The 15,045-nt window shown below is 61.3% G+C and carries 13 protein-coding genes; 7 read left to right on the forward strand and 6 right to left on the reverse strand.

What is annotated here, in order from left to right:
- On the forward strand, window positions 1-1,224 hold the full coding sequence (locus tag ACSSVC_RS21910) for an MFS transporter (RefSeq protein WP_346635558.1): 1,224 nt from the start codon (window positions 1-3) through the stop codon (window positions 1,222-1,224).
- A gap of 55 nt (window positions 1,225-1,279) precedes the next feature.
- Here ACSSVC_RS21910 and ACSSVC_RS21915 read toward each other — a convergent pair whose 3' ends face one another.
- From ACSSVC_RS21915 to ACSSVC_RS21935, 5 genes are all read right to left on the reverse strand, one after another.
- Window positions 1,280-2,464, reverse strand: coding sequence for a sugar transporter (locus ACSSVC_RS21915; protein WP_346635559.1), 1,185 nt, complete (start codon window positions 2,462-2,464; stop codon window positions 1,280-1,282).
- 141 nt (window positions 2,465-2,605) lie between these two features.
- Entirely contained in the window at window positions 2,606-3,202 is a 597-nt protein-coding gene (locus ACSSVC_RS21920) for a TetR/AcrR family transcriptional regulator (protein ID WP_346635560.1), read from the reverse strand.
- A 142-nt stretch (window positions 3,203-3,344) separates the two neighbouring features.
- Window positions 3,345-4,232 carry an alpha/beta fold hydrolase gene (locus ACSSVC_RS21925; RefSeq protein ID WP_346635561.1) on the reverse strand — a complete coding sequence of 296 codons (888 nt, stop codon included), beginning with the start codon at window positions 4,230-4,232 and terminating at the stop codon, window positions 3,345-3,347.
- Between the two features lie 22 nt (window positions 4,233-4,254).
- Window positions 4,255-5,310, reverse strand: a complete 1,056-nt coding sequence (locus ACSSVC_RS21930) for a sugar phosphate isomerase/epimerase family protein (RefSeq protein WP_346635562.1) — start codon at window positions 5,308-5,310, stop codon at window positions 4,255-4,257.
- 185 nt (window positions 5,311-5,495) lie between these two features.
- Window positions 5,496-7,235, reverse strand: a complete 1,740-nt coding sequence (locus tag ACSSVC_RS21935) for an amidohydrolase (RefSeq protein WP_446440231.1) — start codon at window positions 7,233-7,235, stop codon at window positions 5,496-5,498.
- Window positions 7,236-7,341: 106 nt separating this feature from the next.
- Here ACSSVC_RS21935 and ACSSVC_RS21940 point away from each other — a divergent pair, with 106 nt between their 5' ends.
- From ACSSVC_RS21940 to ACSSVC_RS21955, 4 genes are all read left to right on the forward strand, one after another.
- Window positions 7,342-8,256, forward strand: a complete 915-nt coding sequence (locus ACSSVC_RS21940; protein ID WP_346635564.1) for a LysR family transcriptional regulator — start codon at window positions 7,342-7,344, stop codon at window positions 8,254-8,256.
- A gap of 445 nt (window positions 8,257-8,701) precedes the next feature.
- Window positions 8,702-9,685 carry a DUF1852 domain-containing protein gene (locus tag ACSSVC_RS21945; protein WP_346635565.1) on the forward strand — a complete coding sequence of 328 codons (984 nt, stop codon included), beginning with the start codon at window positions 8,702-8,704 and terminating at the stop codon, window positions 9,683-9,685.
- Window positions 9,686-9,712: 27 nt separating this feature from the next.
- Window positions 9,713-10,747: a methionine synthase gene (locus tag ACSSVC_RS21950; RefSeq protein ID WP_346635566.1), complete on the forward strand. Its 1,035-nt coding sequence runs from the start codon at window positions 9,713-9,715 to the stop codon at window positions 10,745-10,747.
- A gap of 113 nt (window positions 10,748-10,860) precedes the next feature.
- Complete coding sequence (locus tag ACSSVC_RS21955; protein ID WP_346635567.1) at window positions 10,861-11,370, forward strand: flavin reductase family protein; 510 nt, start codon at window positions 10,861-10,863, stop codon at window positions 11,368-11,370.
- A gap of 145 nt (window positions 11,371-11,515) precedes the next feature.
- Here ACSSVC_RS21955 and ACSSVC_RS21960 read toward each other — a convergent pair whose 3' ends face one another.
- Window positions 11,516-11,986: an Lrp/AsnC family transcriptional regulator gene (locus ACSSVC_RS21960; RefSeq protein ID WP_346635568.1), complete on the reverse strand. Its 471-nt coding sequence runs from the start codon at window positions 11,984-11,986 to the stop codon at window positions 11,516-11,518.
- Between the two features lie 318 nt (window positions 11,987-12,304).
- On the opposite strand from ACSSVC_RS21960, the gene ACSSVC_RS21965 reads away from it, so the two are divergent.
- Window positions 12,305-13,564: a methionine gamma-lyase gene (locus tag ACSSVC_RS21965; RefSeq protein ID WP_346635569.1), complete on the forward strand. Its 1,260-nt coding sequence runs from the start codon at window positions 12,305-12,307 to the stop codon at window positions 13,562-13,564.
- A gap of 135 nt (window positions 13,565-13,699) precedes the next feature.
- A complete protein-coding gene (locus ACSSVC_RS21970) occupies window positions 13,700-14,833 on the forward strand; it encodes a branched-chain amino acid ABC transporter substrate-binding protein (protein WP_346635570.1) in 1,134 nt (377 codons plus the stop codon).
- Window positions 14,834-15,045: the final 212 nt, after the last annotated feature.

The raw sequence follows: 15,045 nt of genomic DNA on the forward strand, positions 1-15,045 counted from the left end.
ATGAGCGACATGCAACAGCTGCCCCTCGACACCCTGGAAACGCCCCAGGACGCACCGGCCTTCGACCTGCGTCCGCTGCTGGTGGCCAACCTGGCCTGCACCATGGCGATGATGGCGTTTGTCTCGCTGATCGGTCCCATTGCGCGGATTCTGGGCCTGGCCACCTGGCAAGCGGGAATGGCGGTGACCGTCTCCGGCGTGATCTGGATGCTCCTGGCCCGCCCCTGGGGCCGGGCCAGTGACCGCCTGGGTCGGCGGCAGATCCTGCTGCTGGGCACCGGCGGCTTCACCCTGGCCTTTCTCGCCCTCAGCGTATTCATCGACCTGTCGCTGCACGCCCTGCCTTCGGCACTGCTGGCGTTTGCCGGGCTGCTGCTGGGCCGCGGCCTGATCGGGGTGTTCTATGCAGCGATTCCGGTGGGCGGTTATGCGCTGATCGCCGATAACATCGAGCCCGAGCACCGGGCTCGGGCCATGGCTTCCCTGGGGGCGGCCAACGCTTGCGGCCTGGTCCTGGGCCCGGCGATTGCCGCGCTGCTGGCACGCCATAGCCTGAGTCTGCCGTTCTATGTGCTGGCGCTGCTGCCGCTGCTGGGCTTCGCCTTCCTCAAGGCACGACTGCCGCGCCAGGAACTGCACCTCAAGCAACCGCCAAAGTCGGTGAGCCTGACAGACCCGCGCCTGCGCCGGCCGCTGCTGGTGGCCTTTATCTCCATGCTGTGCGTGGCCATGGCACAGATCACCGTGGGCTTCTTCGCCCTCGACCGCCTGGGCATGGGCCCGGCGGACGCGGCGCAGACCGCCGGTGTCGCCCTGACCCTGGTGGGGGTGGCGTTGATCGCTGCGCAACTGGTGGTGCGCAAGTTGGAGTGGCCGCCACTGCGAATGATCCGCGTCGGCGCCCTGGTGGCCGCAGTGGGCTTTGCCGCGAGCATCCTCGCCGCCCACGCCTGGGTGCTATGGCTGGGGTTCTTTGTCTCGGCCGCCGGCATGGGCTGGATCTTCCCTTCCTTCGCCGCCCTGGCCAGCAACGCAGTGGACGCTGCCGAGCAAGGCGCCACCGCCGGTTCCGTCGGTGCAGCCCAGGGCCTGGGGGTGGTGGTCGGGCCCTTGGCAGGCACCCTGATCTACGCCGTGGAGCCGCGCCTGCCCTACCTGCTGGCGGCGCTGCTGTTGTTGCTGGTGGCCTGCTGGCCGGATCGCCGCAAGCCGGTGCACGCCTGAAGCCTGGCGCTGCCGAGGAACACCAAAGCGCCAGCGGCGTCGGGCAATGCCTGCCTCAATTGCCCGGCGCGGCGGCGGCCATGCGCCGGATCGCCAGGCCATAGAACAGCAAGGCCACGGTGGCCAGTGCACCGCCCGCCAGGCCGACATAGGCGAACCCCAACTGGCCGCCCACCCAACTGCCCAGCAACGCGCCACCGCCGATGCCGATGTTGTAGATCCCGGAGAACATCGCCATCGCCACGTCGGTGGCGTCCGGCGCCAGCACCAGCACTTTCGATTGCAGGGCCAGGCCGAAGCCCATGATCGCCATGCCCCAGACCACGCTCAGCGCCACCAGGGACCAGACGTGGCCGTTGAGAGGCAACAGCAGACTCAAGCACAGCGCCAGCAGGGTCACCGCCGTCAGCAGGAAACCCTGGGGACTGTGACGGTGCAGCCAGCTGAACAGCAGCGAGCCGATGATTCCGGCACCGCCGAACACCAGCAGGATCAGAGTCACTACATCGCCCCCCAGGCCCGCCGCCACCTTGATGAACGGTTCGATGTAGCTGTAGGCGGTGAACTGCGCGGTGACCACCAGGGCCGTCAGCACATAGATCGCCACCAGCGCCGGGCGCTTGAACAGCAGCGGCAGGCTGCGCAGGGAGCCGGAGTTCTGGCTGGGCAGCAGCGGCAAGGTACGGATCAACCACAACACCAGCAGACCGGCCATGGCCGCAATCACGCTGAAGGTGGTGCGCCAGCCCAGGGCCTCGCCCAGCAGGCGCCCCAGGGGAATGCCCAGGACCATGGCCAGGGAGGTGCCGGTGGCCAGCAGGCCCAGGGCCTGCACTTGCTTGCCCGGCGGTGCCAGGCGCACCGCCAGTGACGCGGTGATGGACCAGAACAGGGCATGGGCCAGGGCCACGCCGATGCGGCTGAGCATTAACAGGCCGAAACTGTTGGCCAGGCTGGAAAGGACATGGCTGACGATGAACAGCCCGAACAGCACCGTGAGCAGCTTGCGCCGCTCGACGTTGCGGGTCAGCAGCATCACCGGCAGCGAGGTCAGGGACACCACCCAGGCATAGAGGGTCAGCATCAGCCCGACCCGCGCAGTAGGCAGGTCGAAGCTGGCGCCGATGGCGCTGAGCAGCCCCACCGGCACGAATTCCGTCGTGTTGAAGACAAAGGCCGCCAGCGCCAACGCGATGACCGGCTGCCAGTTACCTTGAGGTGTAGCCGCGGAGTTACTCATGTGCGGGTCGTAATACTCTATCGATGATCGAACAGGTCCAGGACCCGATAAAAATGCACAAGCCGGGCCAGGAACAATGACTCGGGCTGCCCGCTTGCGCACCTGGTGCGCGCTGCGCGGCAGACGCTGGCAGGCGCCTGGTCAGTTGCCCCGCGCCGCCTCGAAGACCGTCATGGCCAGCGCCACCCCATTGAGCAGGCGCGCCTGGGTGACCCCGTCCCGGGCCTGTACCGACAGTCCGTGCAGCACCGTAGAGTAATAATCCCCCAGGGAAGTTGCATCGGTGTGTGCCGGCAGTTCCCCCGACTGCACCGCCGTTTCCAGGCGCTGGATGATGCTGGCGGTACGTGCCCGGCGATGCTCGGCCAGCCACTCACGCACGCTGTCGTTGTCGCTGGAGCAGTTCACCGCCGAGGACACCACCATGCAGCCCTGGGGATGACCGGCCCGGGTGTAAAGCGCCACCGCCTCCTTGAGCATGCGCTCGATGGCGACGTAAGCGCTGGCTTCGCCCAGGGCCTGATCGGCAAAGCCGCCCTCATGGCTTTCATAGAGTTCGATGGCCTCGCGAAACAGCGCCTCCTTGGAACCGAAGGCGGCGTAGATCCGCGCCGAAGCGATCCCCAGGGCCGCCACCAGATCGGCCATGGAGGTGGTTTCAAATCCACGGGCCCAGAACAGCTCGAGCGCTTGGCGCAACGCCTGGTTGCGATCGAATTCGCGGGGTCTTCCAGCCATGGGGGTCGGGTATCTCGTCAAGACAAGGAAACTGACCGGCAGGGGCCGGTCAGTGAGTGGGCGCAGGCGCCGCGACGAAATGATATTAGATTTGCACCGGCCCCGGCCATTTTCCATGCCCCGGGGCCGTCTGCGCCGAACTTCAGTCGGCGCCTTCCTGAAGAAAGGGCAGCAGGTGAGCGAGGAACTCCTCGGGCGCCTCTTCCATGATGAAGTGCCCGCAGTCGGGCACGATGGCGCCGCGCAGATCCGTGGCGTGGCCCTGCAGGGTCAGCAAGGGCGCATCGTTGGTGGCGTGCTCGGCACCGATGGCCAGCACCGGCATCGCCAGCGGCCGCTGCGCGCGCAGCTGATTCTGGCGCACCGTCTCGGGAATCGCCCGGTAGTAGGCAAAGCCCGCGCGCAGGCCGCCCGGCACAGCATAGGCCTCGATATAGACCTCGGCGGCCACCGCCTCGCGACGATGGGACCAGTGATCGAAGATGTAATTCAGGTAGGCCCGCTCGCGCCCGGCGATCAAGGCTTCCGGCAAATCCCGCAACTGGTTGAACATGAAATGCCAGAGAAAGATGTTCTGCTCTGGCGCGACAAAGATCGGCGGCGCCTCCGCCAGCCCCGGGATCACCGCTTCGGTCAATGCCAGGCGCTCCACCGCCTGCGGATGATCGCTGGCCAGGGCGTAGGCGATCCACATGCCGACGTCGTGGCCGACCACGCTGTAGCGCTCGAAGCCCAACTGCCCCATCACCTGGTGCAGCACCCCGGCCACATGGCCGGTGTCGTAGCCCTGCTCCGGGCGGTCGGACTGACCGCTGCCCGGCGGGTCCACGGCGATGGCCTGGAAGCCCCGGGCAGCCAGGGCCCGGATCACTTCGCGCCAGGCGTACCAGGTCTGCGGCCAGCCGGGAATCAGCAGCACCGGTCGGCCCGTGCCGGCGCTGACGCAGTGGATGCGCTGGCCATCGACGCGCACGTAACGGTGAACCAGGTCGACGCTGTCGGCCTGGAGGTTGTCAGTCAAAGCATTCATGGTTTTTTCTCGATGAAGGGTTTCAGGCAATGCCGAGCATGGCGTTGATCTGTTGGCGGTCGATCCCGGCCCCGGCGAAGTCGTCGAAGATCCGCTCGGTGACCTGGATCATGTGGCGCTTGATGAACTCGACACCCTCCCGGGCGCCATCCTCCTGATCCTTGAGGCAGCACTCCCACTCCAGGGTCGCCCAGCCCGAGTAGTCGTATTGCGCCAGTTTGGAAAAGATCCCCTTGAAATCCACCTGGCCATCGCCCAGGGAGCGGAAGCGCCCGGCCCGCTCGACCCAGGAGCTATAGCCGCCGTAGATGCCCTGGCGGCCGCTGGGATTGAACTCGGCATCCTTGACGTGAAACATGCGGATGCGCTCGTGGTAGATGTCCAGGTAACTCAGGTAGTCCAGCTGCTGCAGCACGAAGTGGCTGGGGTCGAAGAGGATGTTGCAGCGCGGGTGGCGATCCACCAATTCATAGAAACGCTCGAAGCTGGTGCCGTCGTGCAGGTCCTCGCTGGGATGGATCTCGTAGCACAGGTTGACCCCCTGCTCGTCGCACACATCGAGGATCGGCCGCCAGCGCCGCGCCAGCTCCTCGAAAGCGGCTTCGATCAAGCCTTCTGGGCGTTGCGGAAAGGGAAACAGATAGGGCCAGGCCAGGGACCCGGAAAAGGTGCCCATGTCGCTCAGCCCCAGGCGGCGCGAAGCCTTGGCCGCCAGCTTCATCTGCTCTATGGCCCAGGCCGTTCTGGCTTGAGGATGGCCCCGCAGCGCCTGAGGGGCGAAGTTGTCGCACATCGCGTCGTAGGCCGGATGCACCGCCACCAGCTGGCCGAAGATATGGCTGGTCAGCTCACTGATCACCAAACCCTTTTGTGCCAGCTGGCCCTTGAGGTCATCGCAGTAGTCCTGGCTGTCCGCCGCGGTGGCGACATCGAACAACCGCGCATCCCAGGCGGGAATCTGCAGCGCCTTGAAACCCAGGTCGGCGGCCCATTGGGCAATGCTCGGCAGATTGTTGAAAGGTGCAGTATCGGCACTGAATTGTGCCAGGTGCAGGCTGGGACCCTTGAGGGTTTTCATCGAATTGCTCCCTATTCTTTGTCGATCGACAAAGAATAGGGAGGCGCTGTTGCCGCGTCAATCATCGGTGTGCAGAAAAGTGCTTTTGAGGCGAGCTGATCACCTGTAGGAGCTGGCTTGCCAGCGAGGGCGTCGACAAAAAAACCGCGATCAAGATCGCGGGCCCGCTTCGCGTTACCGCCGAATCACGGCCGGCGGTACACCTCGCGTCCGGCAAAATAGGTCGTCAGTACCTGGGTATCCGCCAACTGCTCCTGAGGCACCTGAAACACATCGCGGTCCAGCACAATCAGGTCGGCCTGCTTGCCCGGGGCCAGGCTGCCGATCTGTTGCTCCAGGCCAATGGCTCGCGCGGCATTGCGGGTGTAGGCGTAGAACAGGGCTTCCCGGTCGATGCCTTGATCCTTGTTCAATACGCCCTTGGGGCCCTTGCGACTGATGGCCTGGGCGATGGCCTTCCAGGGCTCGGGGGTGCTCACCGGCCAGTCGCTGGCGCCGGCAATGGTGGCGCCGTTCTTCAAGAGCGAGCGCGCCGGGTACATGAACTGGAACTGCATGGCGCTGATGTAGGGCTGGAGCAGGTCGATGCTCAACTCGTCGGCGGACGCCCAGTACAACTGCATGGAGGCAATCACGTCCAGAGGCTTGAAGCGGGCGAACTCCTTGGGGTTGACCATCTGCAGATGAGTGATGGAGTGCACCACGCCACTCTGACGGTCGCGCCGCGCCTGCTCGATGCCGTTGAGGGATTCGCGCACCGCGCGATCGCCGATGGCGTGCACGTGCACCAACCAGCCCCGGGCATCGGCGGCGCTGACCAACTCGCCGAAATGCGCCGGGTCGATCAGCAGTTCGCCGTCCTTCTTCGAGTTCTTGTAAGGGGTGAGCAAAGAGGCGGTCTGCGCCGGGAACTCGGCCACGCCGTCGGCGAAGATCTTGATCCCTGGCAGGCTCAGGTTCTCGACGCCGAGGAACTGCCTGCGTACCTGGTCCAGCACCTCGAGGTCCGCCGGGCGGCTCTTGGGATTGGCCACCATCAGCGCCGCGACCCGCAGGTTCAACTCGCCTTGCTGTGACAGCGCCTTGTACACCGGCAGCACGCCAACCGTCTTGGCAGTGGGGTGCATGGCGAACAGCGCGTCGCCGGGGGTGGCGTTGGCCGCCGGGTCCATCAGCGCGGTAATCCCCAGGCTGAGGTTGAGATCACGGGCGGCGCGCCCGGCATCCAGCAACTGCTCGAAGCTCGGCGGCGGCAGTTGCGAAGTCAGCGCCGAGAGCCCGGCGTCGGCGACAAAGCCGTTGGGGCTGTGGTCGGGGTGGTGGCCGATGGTGGCCTGCGCTTCGCCCTGCAGCGCCTTGACCCGCGCGGCATCGATCCCGGCGCGTTTGAGCATGGCGCGGTTGGCCCAGCCGGTGTGGTAGTCCCAGCCGACGAACAGCACCGGCGTGGTGGCCCATTCGCCCTGGTTGAAACGTTGCTCCAGGGCGTCCACCTGGCTCCAGTAGGTCGAAGGAAAACCGCTGACGCTGAGGATGTCGCCATGCCGCGCCCTACCGTCATCGCGCCAGCCGCGCAGGCGCTGCTCCAGCTCATCCAGGGGCAGTTGCTGGCTGTCCAGATCGGCGGCCTTGAGCTTCAGGCCCCCGAAGATGGCGTGGCTGTGGCTGTCGATGAACCCCGGCATCAGCACCTTGCCCTGCAGGTCGATGATCCGGGTCCCGGCAGCCTTGAGCGCCAGGACCTCGGTATCGCTGCCGACCTTGACGATCCGTCCCTGCTCCACCGCCACAGCCTGTTGCAGGGGCTGGCCCTGTTCGGCGGTGAACACCTTGCCGTTGTGCAGTAGCAGGTCCACCGCTGCCTGGCTGTGCATCGAGGCCAATACCAGCGCCGAGGCCAGCGTGATCTTCAGAGCGTTTTTCATTGTTGTTGGCACCCTTGGGTCAGAATGGGCGAGAGACTAGCCAACTCATCGGCGCTTAAGAATACTGCTTCGCGCAAGACATCCTTTCCAAAGAGGCAAGACTGAAATGGACCAGCTGGGCGCCATCACCATGTTCGTGACCACCGCGGACCAGGGCAGCTTCACTCGCGCCGCCGCGTGCCTGGGCAAGACCACCTCGGCCCTGACCAAGGCGGTCAGCCACCTGGAAAGCCAGCTGGGCACCCGGCTGTTCGAGCGTTCGACCCGACGCATCGCCCTCACCGAAGCCGGGCATATCTACCTGGCCAGCGCCCGGCAGGTGCTGCGCCAACTGCAGCAGGCCCAGGAAGACATCGAGCGCCTGCAGCAGGAAATGTGCGGCACCCTGCGCCTGGTGGCGCCGCCCTCCTTTGCCCCGGCCTTTCTCAATGGCGCCTGCTATGACTTTCTTGAGCAATACCCGCAGATGCGGCTGGAAGTGGAACTCACTGACGAGTTCGTCGACCTGCACAGTGGCGGCTATGACCTGGCGGTGCGCGACGGCCCGGTGGAGCTGCCGGACCTGATCGCCCGCCCGCTGACGGCCAACCGCATCCTGCTCTGCGCCAGCCCGCGCTACCTGGAACGCCAGACCCTGCCGGTGACCCCGGCGCATTTTGCCGCGCATGACTGGCTGATCTTCCGTCATCCGGCGCTGAACCCGCATTTCTGGCGCTTCACCTTGAATGGCGAGCAGCAGCGTGTGCCCCAGCCGGTGCCGCGACTGGCCAGTGACAATTACGACTTTCTGTTCGGCGGGCTATTGGCCGGGCTGGGCCTGCAACTGTGCCCGCAGTGGAGCGCGGCGCCCTACCTGCGTCGCGGCGAGCTGGTGCAACTGCTGCCCGAGGCGCAGCTCGACCCGGAGCAATTCGGCCCGCGAATCCATGTGATCTACCCGGCTCACCGGCGCCAGACCCGCAAGCACCAGGCCTTTATCGAATGCCTGAACCGCTACCTGGACGAACAGCAATTGCATTGATGGGACAGGTCCCCGGTCGCTGCGTGCCCAGGCCCCCTCTGGCTGTGATCTGAAGCCCATCGAGTTTTGCCAAAACTGCCACGGGTCGGATTGCGCCAGGGCCCGAGCGCTGCGGCTCTTCAAGCCTTGAAGATGTTCTGTCATGCGATGGCCAACTCCCCACGCACTCGCCAACTCGCACACCTTCAGTTGCTTGTTTCGCCGATCAGTAAATCCTGTGGGAAATAGACTTCTACAACTGAATGAACATCACATCATGAATGTGACTAAAGGCTCAGTGAAATCAATTCATTTTCACTCAATTAATAGCTCAGCATAAAATGCGCCTAAATTATAGATAACATAAAGACTACTGAGCAAAAGAAACCAGAAATAAAATTGGGAAGCACTAAGAACCCACAAATGAATTCAGGTTCTATCTCGGAAACCAGGATGCCAGATTACCATGAGCAAAGAATTTACATTTACCATTAAAAGCATTTGCTTCGACGAGCACTATCACCCTTCCGAAAACACACGCATCACTACCAATTTCGCCAACTTGGCCCGTGGAAAGAGCCGCCAAGAGAACTTGCGCAACACCTTGAGAATGATTGACAACCGTTTCAATGCATTGGCGCATTGGGACAACCCCAAAGGCGATCGTTATACCGTCGAACTTGAAATCATTTCCGTTGAAATGGGTATCGATACTGAAAGCAGTGACAATGCCATCCCTCTGATTGAAATATTGAAAACGAATATTTTTGATCGAAAGACCAATGAACGCCTCGAAGGCATTGTCGGAAACAACTTCTCCTCTTACGTACGAGATTATGACTTTAGCGTGCTGTTATTGGGGCACAACAAGGATCAACCAACATTCAGCGCTCCTGACAATTTCGGAGAGCTGCATGGAAAGCTATTCCAGCACTTCATCAACTCAAGCGCTTACAAGGAAAACTTTAATAAGCCACCGGTCATTTGCCTCAGTGTTTCGAGCAGCAAGACCTATCATCGGACTGAAAACCAGCATCCTGTATTGGGCATCGAGTACCAGCAGGATGAATACTCCTTAACTGATGATTACTTCAAGAAAATGGGCTTGAAAGTTCGCTACTTCATGCCTTCAAATAGCGTTGCGCCTTTGGCTTTCTATTTCGTCGGCGACTTGCTCAGTGACTACACTAATCTTGAGCTTATCAGCACCATCAGCACGATGGACACTTTCCAGAAAATTTACCGCCCTGAAATTTACAACGCCAACTCTGCTGCAGGTAAATCCTACCAGCCAAGTCTGCAACATCAGGACTATTCATTAACTCGAATTGTCTATGACCGAGAAGAACGTAGCCGCCTGGCTGTTGAGCAGGGGCAGTTTGTTGAAAACAACTTCATCAAGCCGTACCAGGCCATTCTTGAGCAGTGGTCCGCCAATTACGCTCTTTGACTGATTAAAAACACAAGGCCATTCATGATGAAAAAACTGTTACCCACTTCAACTGCCGGCAGCTTGCCTAAACCCTCCTGGCTGGCACAACCTGAAACACTGTGGTCGCCCTGGAAGTTGCAAGACGAGGAATTAGTTGAGGGCAAACACGATGCGTTACGTTTGTCACTGCAGGAACAACAACAGGCCGGTATTGATATCGTCAGTGATGGCGAACAAACGCGCCAACACTTTGTCACTACTTTTATTGAGCACCTCAGCGGCGTTGATTTCGCGAAACGTGAAACCGTTAGAATTCGTGATCGCTATGATGCGAGCGTGCCAACGGTGGTGGGTGCTGTTACTCGGCAAAAGCCGGTGTTTGTTGAAGATGCCAAGTTTTTACGTCAGCAAACCAAGCAACCCATAAAATGGGCGCTGCCAGGCCCGATGACAATGATCGACACGCTGTATGACAGCCACTATAAAAGCCGCGAAAAACTGGCGTGGGAATTCGCCAAGATCCTCAATCAGGAAGCCCTGGAGTTAGAGGCTGCCGGTGTGGATATCATCCAGTTTGATGAGCCCGCCTTTAACGTTTTCTTTGATGAGGTGAATGATTGGGGAGTGGCCACCCTGGAAAGGGCAATTGAAGGTCTTAAGTGTGAAACGGCGGTCCATATTTGCTATGGCTATGGCATCAAGGCCAATACAGACTGGAAGAAGACCCTGGGATCAGAGTGGCGACAATATGAAGAGGCTTTCCCCAAGCTGCAAAAGTCCAGTATCGATATAGTCTCACTGGAATGTCACAACTCTCATGTCCCAATGGATCTCATTGAACTCATCAGAGGCAAGAAAGTGATGGTCGGGGCCATTGATGTGGCATCCAACACCATTGAAACACCAGAGGAAGTGGCCAATACCCTACGCAAAGCACTGCAGTTCGTGGATGCCGACAAACTCTATCCTTGCACTAACTGTGGCATGGCACCCTTATCTCGTGGAGTGGCAAGAGGCAAGCTAAAGGCTTTGAGCGCCGGTGCAGAAATTATCCGAAGAGAACTCTCGAACCCGTGCTGAACTAAAGCCGGAAGTGCTGTGCGGGGGGATTGAAGCGGCGGATTGAAAAGTTACGGGACTGTTTCAGGCCCTCCTCAACATTTTCGAGCAGCACCCAATATTTAGGACCCACTATGTCACTTCCCAGTACTGCTATCGAGCCATTGAACTTTCGCGAAGCGCTCGGGCACTACGCATCCGGTATCACGGTGATTACCTCACAGGTTGATGGCGAGCCGATTGGCTTTACCTGTCAGTCGTTTTATAGCGTGTCGATGAGCCCGCCGCTGGTGTCATTCAGCGTCATGTCCAGCTCGGCCAGCTATCCCAAGATTCGCCAGGCGGGTCGATTCGTGGTCAATATCCTGTCAGGTGAACAGGTCAAGATTTCCAACCAGTTCGCTCGCAAAGGCACAGACAAATGGCATGGCGTTCAATGGCAGGAATCGCCGTTGGGTAATCCGATCATCACCGGCAGCCTGCACTGGCTGGATTGTGAAATTCATGCCGAACACGCCGCAGGTGATCACCTGATCGTGGTTGGTGAAGTGAAAGCGTTAAACCTGCAACAAGCGGCTGCTACGCGGCCATTGCTGTATTTCAAAGGGCAGTATTGCAACCTCGCGGCCCATGGCGCGGTTTGAGCCTTGACCTGCACTGCGCTCTTTCGCTGCGGGCCTGTTTCAGGCAGCTCGATGGCTTGTGAAGCAGCGGGACGCCATCGCCGCGGCCTCTGGGCGATCGCGCTGAACAACAACGGCGCCGATCGCCGCCAAACGGCCGCCGCTCTTACTCTTGTACCGGAATCTGCCGCAACGGCTTCACCGATTTGAAGGAAAAGCTCGAATAGATCTCCTTCACCGCCGGCAGGGCCTGCAACACCTCCCGGGCAAATTCACCGAAGGACTCCAGGTCCCTGGCCAGCACTTCGAGAAGAAAGTCATAGCGTCCGGAGACGTTGTGGCAGGCAATGATTTCCGGGATCTCCAGCAGCCGCTGCTCGAAAGCCCGGGCGGTCTCCTGGGAGTGTGACTCCATCATCACGCTGACAAAGGCAGTGACCCCATAACCCAGAGCCTTGGGCGAGAGGATCGCCTGGTAGCCGGTGATCACCCCGCTCTCTTCGAGGATTTTCACCCGTCGCCAGCACGGCGACGTGGTCAGGGCAACGTTGTCGGCCAGTTCGGCGTTGGTGAGCCGGGCATTGTCTTGCAGGGCGATCAGCAGGGCTTTGTCCGTGCGATCCAGACCTTGGGGCATGTTTTGCCTCTTTATCTTGTTTTTATGATGATTTATTCCAATCACCCGACTTTTAAGGGGGCAGATTAGAATTTATTGCGCCGAATTTGAGCATAGCATTAAGGCCTGTACCAAAACTCACCGAGCAAAGATCAGGCAAGGCAAAAACAGGCGAGGAAGGGCCGGAGTCGCGGTCGACTGTAGGGCCTACATGAGCATTCCGATCGGACTCGCGCACGAGCCTGTTTCTACGTAGCGCCGAAGGCGCGAAGTGCACAGCATGGTCGAAGCGCAGGCAGTTTTCGTATAGAGCCTAGAGCAAATCCGGGAGTGTTCACCATGCACACCAAAAGCGGCGACCTTGGTTTTTCCACCCGAGCCATCCACCACGGCTATAACCCTCAGGAGCACCAGGGCGCGCTGATTCCACCGATCTACCTGACCTCCACCTTTACCTTCGCCACCGCCGAATATGGCGCCGGCTGCTTTGCCGGCGAAGAACCCGGCTACTTCTACACCCGCATCGGCAACCCGACCCTGGCGTTGCTCGAAGCGCGCATGGCGGCCCTGGAAAATGGCGAAGCCGCAGTGGCCTTCGGTTCCGGCATGGGCGCCATTGCCGCCACCCTGTGGACCCTGTTGCGCCCCACCGACGAAATCATCGTCTGCCGGACCTTGTATGGCTGTACCTTCGCCCTCTTGCACCACGGTCTGGCCGAGTTCGGGGTCAAGGTGCGCCATGTGGACATGAGCGACCTGGGCAACCTGCGGGCCGCCATCAGCCCTGCCACACGCATGATCTATTGCGAGTCCCCGGCCAACCCCAACATGCAACTGGTGGACATTGCCGCCGTGGCCGAAATCGCCCGCCAGCACCCGCGCATCACCTTTGCCGTGGACAACACCTTTTGCACCCCCTATCTGCAGCGTCCGCTGGAGCTGGGGGCAGATCTGGTCGTGCACTCAGCCACCAAATACCTCAACGGCCACGGCGACATCACCGCCGGTATCGTGGTCACCCGCCAAGGTCTGGCAGAGCGGATTCGCCTGCAGGGCCTGAAGGACCTCACCGGCGCGGTGCTCTCGCCCCAGGACGCCTTTCTCCTGATGCGCGGCCTCAAGACCCTGGCCCTGCGCATGGACCGCCACTGCAGCAACGCCCAGACCCTCGCCGAGTACCTGGAGGAACATCCGCTGGTGCAGTGGGTCGCCTACCCCGGCCTGCCGTCCTTCGCGCAATACAGCCTGGCGCAACAGCAGATGAAATTGCCCGGCGGCATGATCGCCTTCGAACTCAAGGGCGGTCTGGCCAGCGGCAGCCGCTTCATGAACGCCCTGCAACTGTTCAGCCGCGCCGTGAGCCTGGGGGACGCCGAGTCCCTGGCCCAGCATCCGGCGAGCATGACCCATTCCACCTACACCCCGGAAGAACGGGCCGAACATGGCATTGCCGAAGGCCTGGTGCGCCTGTCGGTGGGTCTGGAAGACATCGCCGACCTGCTGGCCGATATCGCCCAGGCCCTGGATGCCTGTGTCGAACCCGCGGCGCCGCTGCCGGCCTTCGAGGCGGTGGCCAGGATCGGCAAGGCCCTTCCTTGAGCGGGGTCAAAACCGTCCCGGGCTGGCCGGTCTACAACCCCGAGTTGCCGATGCGCCGCTGTCTGCGACGCATCATGCATTCACGCAACACCCGCAACACCCCTTGAACCGTTACCCACAGGAGTGGAACAACATATGAGTCGTATCAATAACAAAGCCACCCAACTGCTCAGCGCCATGATTCTTGCCGGCCTCGCCTGCCATTCCCTGGCAGCCGACAGCATCAGGATCGGCATCGCCGGGGCCAAGACCGGCCCGGTGGCGCAATACGGAGACATGCAGTTCAGCGGCGCGCGCATGGCCATCGAGCAGATCAACGCCAAGGGTGGCGTCGACGGCAAGCAACTGGTGGCCGTGGAATACGACGATGCCTGCGACCCCAAGCAAGCGGTGGCCGTGGCCAACAAAGTGGTGAATGACGGCGTCAAGTTCGTGGTCGGGCACCTGTGCTCCAGCTCCACTCAGCCAGCGTCCGACATCTACGAAGATGAAGGCATCGTGATGATCACCCCGGCCGCCACCAGCCCGGAGCTGACCGCCCGGGGCTACAAGATGGTGTTCCGCACCATCGGCCTGGACAACGCCCAGGGCCCGGCGGCGGCACGCTACATCGCCCAGCTGAAACCGACCAATGTGGCGGTGCTGCACGACAAGCAGCAGTACGGTGAAGGTATCGCCAGCTCGGTCAAGGACATCCTCGGCAAGGAAGGCATCAAGGTCGCGATGTTCGAAGGCATCAACGTCGGCGAGCGCGACTATTCGTCGATCCTGGCCAAGCTCAAGCAGGCCAATGTCGACTTCGTGTACTTCGGCGGCTACCACCCGGAAATGGGCCTGCTGCTGCGCCAGGCCAAGGAAAAGGGCCTGACCGCACGCTTCATGGGGCCTGAAGGCGTAGGCAACGACTCGATCTCGCAGATCGCCAAGGATGCCTCCGAAGGCATGCTGGTGACGCTGCCCAAGTCCTTCGACCAGGACCCGGCCAACAAGGCCCTGGTGGAAGCCTTCGAAGCCAAGAAGGAAAACCCCAGCGGCCCGTTCGTGCTGCCGTCCTACTCGGCAGTGGAAGTGATTGCCGGGGCCATCGCCGCGGCCAAGAGCGAAGACCCGGAGAAAGTCGCCGAGGCGATCCACGCCGGCACCTTCAAGACCCCCACCGGCGACCTGAGCTTCGACGAGAAAGGCGACCTCAAGGACTTCAAGTTCGTGGTCTATGAGTGGCACTACGGCAAGCCCAAGAGCGTGGCGGCAGAAAGCGCCGGGCTGTAAGTCAGTGACAAGGTGCCGCCCCGCCCGGGGCGGCATTCTACTGGCGCCAGGAAACAATCAATAAACTCAATTAAAACCAATACTTAGATTCTGCTATCGAGTTAGCGCTGTTCTTTCTCGAACAATACCCGACGCTTTTACTCTGAAATCCCGCCTCTAGCAGACGCAACTAAAACAGGCGCAAACGGCATTCAACAACCGTTTGAAACGCA

The organism is Pseudomonas sp. E1BtOHC1 (assembly GCF_058744285.1).

Coding starts and splice junctions, on each gene's coding strand:
- ACSSVC_RS21910 (WP_346635558.1), top strand. CDS start 1: ATGAGCGACATGCAACAGCTGCCCCTCGACACCCTGGAAACGCCCCAG.
- ACSSVC_RS21915 (WP_346635559.1), bottom strand. CDS start 2,464: ATGAGTAACTCCGCGGCTACACCTCAAGGTAACTGGCAGCCGGTCATC.
- ACSSVC_RS21920 (WP_346635560.1), bottom strand. CDS start 3,202: ATGGCTGGAAGACCCCGCGAATTCGATCGCAACCAGGCGTTGCGCCAA.
- ACSSVC_RS21925 (WP_346635561.1), bottom strand. CDS start 4,232: ATGAATGCTTTGACTGACAACCTCCAGGCCGACAGCGTCGACCTGGTT.
- ACSSVC_RS21930 (WP_346635562.1), bottom strand. CDS start 5,310: ATGAAAACCCTCAAGGGTCCCAGCCTGCACCTGGCACAATTCAGTGCC.
- ACSSVC_RS21935 (WP_446440231.1), bottom strand. CDS start 7,235: ATGAAAAACGCTCTGAAGATCACGCTGGCCTCGGCGCTGGTATTGGCC.
- ACSSVC_RS21940 (WP_346635564.1), top strand. CDS start 7,342: ATGGACCAGCTGGGCGCCATCACCATGTTCGTGACCACCGCGGACCAG.
- ACSSVC_RS21945 (WP_346635565.1), top strand. CDS start 8,702: ATGAGCAAAGAATTTACATTTACCATTAAAAGCATTTGCTTCGACGAG.
- ACSSVC_RS21950 (WP_346635566.1), top strand. CDS start 9,713: ATGAAAAAACTGTTACCCACTTCAACTGCCGGCAGCTTGCCTAAACCC.
- ACSSVC_RS21955 (WP_346635567.1), top strand. CDS start 10,861: ATGTCACTTCCCAGTACTGCTATCGAGCCATTGAACTTTCGCGAAGCG.
- ACSSVC_RS21960 (WP_346635568.1), bottom strand. CDS start 11,986: ATGCCCCAAGGTCTGGATCGCACGGACAAAGCCCTGCTGATCGCCCTG.
- ACSSVC_RS21965 (WP_346635569.1), top strand. CDS start 12,305: ATGCACACCAAAAGCGGCGACCTTGGTTTTTCCACCCGAGCCATCCAC.
- ACSSVC_RS21970 (WP_346635570.1), top strand. CDS start 13,700: ATGAGTCGTATCAATAACAAAGCCACCCAACTGCTCAGCGCCATGATT.